General features: G+C 32.1%; 4 protein-coding genes. 1 reads left to right on the top strand and 3 read right to left on the bottom strand.

What is annotated here, in order from left to right; genetic code table 11:
• The 3 genes from ACZM4J_RS12095 to ACZM4J_RS12085 all read right to left on the bottom strand — a co-directional run.
• Positions 1 to 1,263, bottom strand: a 1,263-nt coding sequence (locus ACZM4J_RS12095; protein ID WP_117846391.1) for a sensor histidine kinase, incomplete at its 3' end; no start/stop codon positions are given.
• Entirely contained in the window at positions 1,260 to 1,991 is a 732-nt protein-coding gene (locus ACZM4J_RS12090; RefSeq protein WP_459784319.1) for a LytR/AlgR family response regulator transcription factor, read from the bottom strand. The genes ACZM4J_RS12090 and ACZM4J_RS12095, both read right to left, overlap by 4 nt.
• 2 nt (positions 1,992 to 1,993) lie before the next feature.
• Complete coding sequence (locus ACZM4J_RS12085; protein ID WP_117846394.1) at positions 1,994 to 2,224, bottom strand: helix-turn-helix domain-containing protein; 231 nt, start codon at positions 2,222 to 2,224, stop codon at positions 1,994 to 1,996.
• Positions 2,225 to 2,443: 219 nt separating this feature from the next.
• On the opposite strand from ACZM4J_RS12085, the gene metK reads away from it, so the two are divergent.
• Positions 2,444 to 3,619, top strand: coding sequence for a methionine adenosyltransferase (metK, locus tag ACZM4J_RS12080; protein WP_117846393.1), 1,176 nt, complete (start codon positions 2,444 to 2,446; stop codon positions 3,617 to 3,619).
• Positions 3,620 to 3,641: the final 22 nt, after the last annotated feature.

The raw sequence follows: 3,641 nt of genomic DNA, 5'->3' as shown, positions 1-3,641 counted from the left end.
TAAAATACCATAAAGAACAGCACTTACTTCAAAGGAGTCACCTAGATCCAAAAATTCTATTGTACCATTATATTTTTCCACTACCCTTGTAACACTATGTATGCCAATTCCACTTTGCTTATAATGACGTTTGCTGCTCAATGCAATGTTTGCCTTTTTTATTTCTTTACTATTGCAGATTTTTAAAATCAAAGTATGTTCTTTATAAATGATATTCACAGCAATCCATCTTTTTGAAGCTTCTATTTTTTCACATGCCTCTATTGCATTATCCAGGAGGTTTCCTAATAATATCCCGGCAGCGCTATAGTCCAGATTCATTTGCTTGGGTACTAATACCGAGGCTTCTGTTGCGATATGCCTTTTCTGGGCATTACGAAGTTTATTATTCAAAATAGTGTTGACAATTATATTTGCAGTGTATATGGTTTTTTCTCCTTCGTCTAATTCACCAATGATCTTTTGAAATTCTTTTTTAAAATCTACATTTGCTTTCTCTATTGCATAAAGGGCAATCAGACGATTTTTTAAATCATGTTTTATTTCTTGTACCTTTTTATTTCCTGCTTCGATTTCACGATAATACTGTTCCTTCATCTTCACTTCTTGCAGAAGGAGTTCATTTTTATAATTATCAGCTATTACAATACTTAACTTGTGAAAAATAGCAAATGTCAGTATGTTTGTTAATAATACTAATAAAATAATTGCCAAGCATAGTACATTTCCGGTTAAATTATCATAGGTTCCAGTTAAATATATTGCCATACAACTAATAAATACGCTGGAAAGAGGTATTAAAAAAAGTAATAGGCTCATCTGTTTTGATAAATTTGGTAACTGAATTGCCCAACTATGGCATATAGCCCGAACCAGAAGATATCGAATAAATTCACAAATCAGCACGGAAATATAAAAAGATATTTCCATGCTGATTTGTGTTTCAAGTCGGAGTGTCAATAAAAATCCTATAGGCTCTGACACAAATCCCAAACCAATGTATAAAATCGGTAGAATTATATAATATAAACGAGAATACGAAAAAGATAAACTGTACAGGTATATCATACAGATACTACATAATAAATTGATAGTTGGATTTTTATACATGTTTACTATACTTGTAGTAATTGTACAAAAAAGAAATAGAAAAATCAGTTTATAGCGATCAACTTTTCGTTCTTGACTGAAACATTGCAAATATTTTTCTAATATCCCAAAATCTAAGCAATTCGTTAAGCATATAAAAAAGAAAGATTTCATAACTGCTCCTTTAGGAATTGTAAATGACGTAGTTTAATTTCCTGTCGATAGGCCCGTCCAACATGGAGAGTATTTCCATTTTTTAACAGAAGTTCATCACGTACCACCTGTACTATTTCGGAAAGATTCACAATACATGCCACTCGAATAGATGCAAACATACGCTTATCTAATTGTGACCATATCTCATCTAAATTTTTGTTACATTGATATATATCCCCTGTATTGGTGTGTATAAGGGCTTTTCTTCCAAGTTTTTCTATATATACAATGGATTGGCAAGGGATACTGTAGCTATTTTTACGATAGCTAAAGACAAAATTTACTTTAGCCATACATAAGAAATCACATGCTTTATGAAGCACTTTGCTGAAATTCTCAAAAGAAACCGGTTTTAAAATGAAATCAAAAGTCACAACTTCAAAAACATCATAAACATATTTAGAAAAACTTGTAAGAAAAACGATAAGGGAATGGGGAGAGTCTTGCCGTAATTTTTTAGCAAGTTCCAATCCTGACATCTCTCCCATTTCAATATCCAGGATATAAACATCAAAATCCAACTCCTGTTTTTTCTTATAAGAGTATAATTCCTCTGCGCTAAAAAATACTTCATAGTCAAATGAAATGTCTGATATCTTATCCAAATATTCTTCTAATTCTTCAATGATGGCAGGCTCATTGTCGCAAATAGCTAAATTTAGCATATAGTTCATACCTTTCTTCAAAATTAATCATCTTCACATATCAAAAAATAATCTGCTTGGAAAAATTCACTTACTGTTATGCCAAAGCCACTGCATATTTTACTAATAGTAGAAAGTGTAGGATTAGTTCCATGAAAAATATTTTTTAAGGTGGACTGTGGAATAGCAGCACGACATGCTAATGTATAATAAGTAATGCCTTGTTCTTTACACAAATCGGCAATTCTATTACAGACAGCTTGATTAGAAGTCATCGAACACCTCCTATATATAGTCCTAATTATAGATATAGTGTAACCGCTAATTTGAAAATATAGGTCTATATATAGCCTGCATCGAACAAAATGTGACAATTAATTTACAAGTTATAGCAGATATAAAAAATTAAGGAGTTTTTTATGTATTATAAGAAAAAAGCAATGTAGATTTTGGTACATAATGGCTGAAATACAAAATTAAAAAGGAGAAGAGATATGTTAAAGAAATTAATTACTTCAGAATCTGTCACCGAAGGACATCCAGATAAAATATGTGATCAAATTTCAGACGCTATTTTGGATGCTATTATGGAAAAAGACCCTTATGGTCGTGTTGCGTGTGAAACATGTATAACTACGGGCTTAGTGCTTGTCATGGGTGAAATTACAACAAATGCTAACATTGATGTTCCTAGTATTGTCAGAAATACGGTTCGCAAAATTGGGTATAATGATTCAAAATATGGCTTTGATGCAGATACCTGTGGAATTATTGTATGTTTAGATAAACAGTCAGAAGATATTGCTTTGGGAGTAAATGAAGCATTGGAAGCTAAAGTAAAAAAAGATAAAGCTGAAATTGGAGCTGGGGATCAGGGAATGATGTTTGGATATGCGACAAATGAAACCAAAGAGTATATGCCCCTTCCGATTGTGTTAGCACATAAATTATCAAAACAGTTATCAAATGTTAGAAAAAGTGGAAGATTGAAGTATTTGAGGCCAGATGGAAAAACGCAAGTGACTATTGAATATGATGGGAATATACCAAAAAGAATAGACACTATTGTATGTTCAGTGCAACATGATGAAAATATTAGCCAAGATAAAATTTATAAAGATATTCTTAAATATGTGATTGAAGATATAATACCAGAGGGATTGATGGATGATAATACAAATGTGTATGTTAATCCAACAGGACGTTTTGTGATTGGTGGTCCACATGGAGACAGTGGAGTTACAGGAAGAAAAATTATTGTAGATACGTATGGTGGATGTGCACATCATGGTGGTGGTGCCTTTTCAGGAAAAGACTGTACAAAAGTGGACAGATCAGCAGCATATATGGCACGATATCTTGCTAAAAATATTGTTGCAGTGGGATTAGCAGAAAAATGTGAGGTACAATTATCCTACGCCATAGGAATCGCAAATCCAGTTTCTGTTAATGTTAATACATTTGGAACAGGTAAAAAAGATGATGAACTGCTTGCAGAATTTATTTATAATAATTTTGATCTTACACCATCAGGAATAATTGATATATTTAAACTCCGCCGGCCAATTTATGAACAGGTAGCATCTTATGGACATTTTGGGAGAACTGAATTAAATCTTCCATGGGAGCAATTAGATACAAAAAAATTTTTAGGCATTTTAGAAGTGTAAACTTGTTATGAGAGAAGATATA

This window comes from Eubacterium sp. (assembly GCF_057858645.1).
Note: the sequence above shows the minus strand (reverse complement) of the source record. Positions and strands in the feature narration are given on the sequence as shown.

What these genes read in the sequence shown, in the direction of transcription:
- metK (WP_117846393.1), top strand. Translation starts at nt 2,444, where the DNA reads ATGTTAAAGAAATTAATTACTTCAGAATCTGTCACCGAAGGACATCCA.
- ACZM4J_RS12085 (WP_117846394.1), bottom strand. Translation starts at nt 2,224, where the DNA reads ATGACTTCTAATCAAGCTGTCTGTAATAGAATTGCCGATTTGTGTAAA.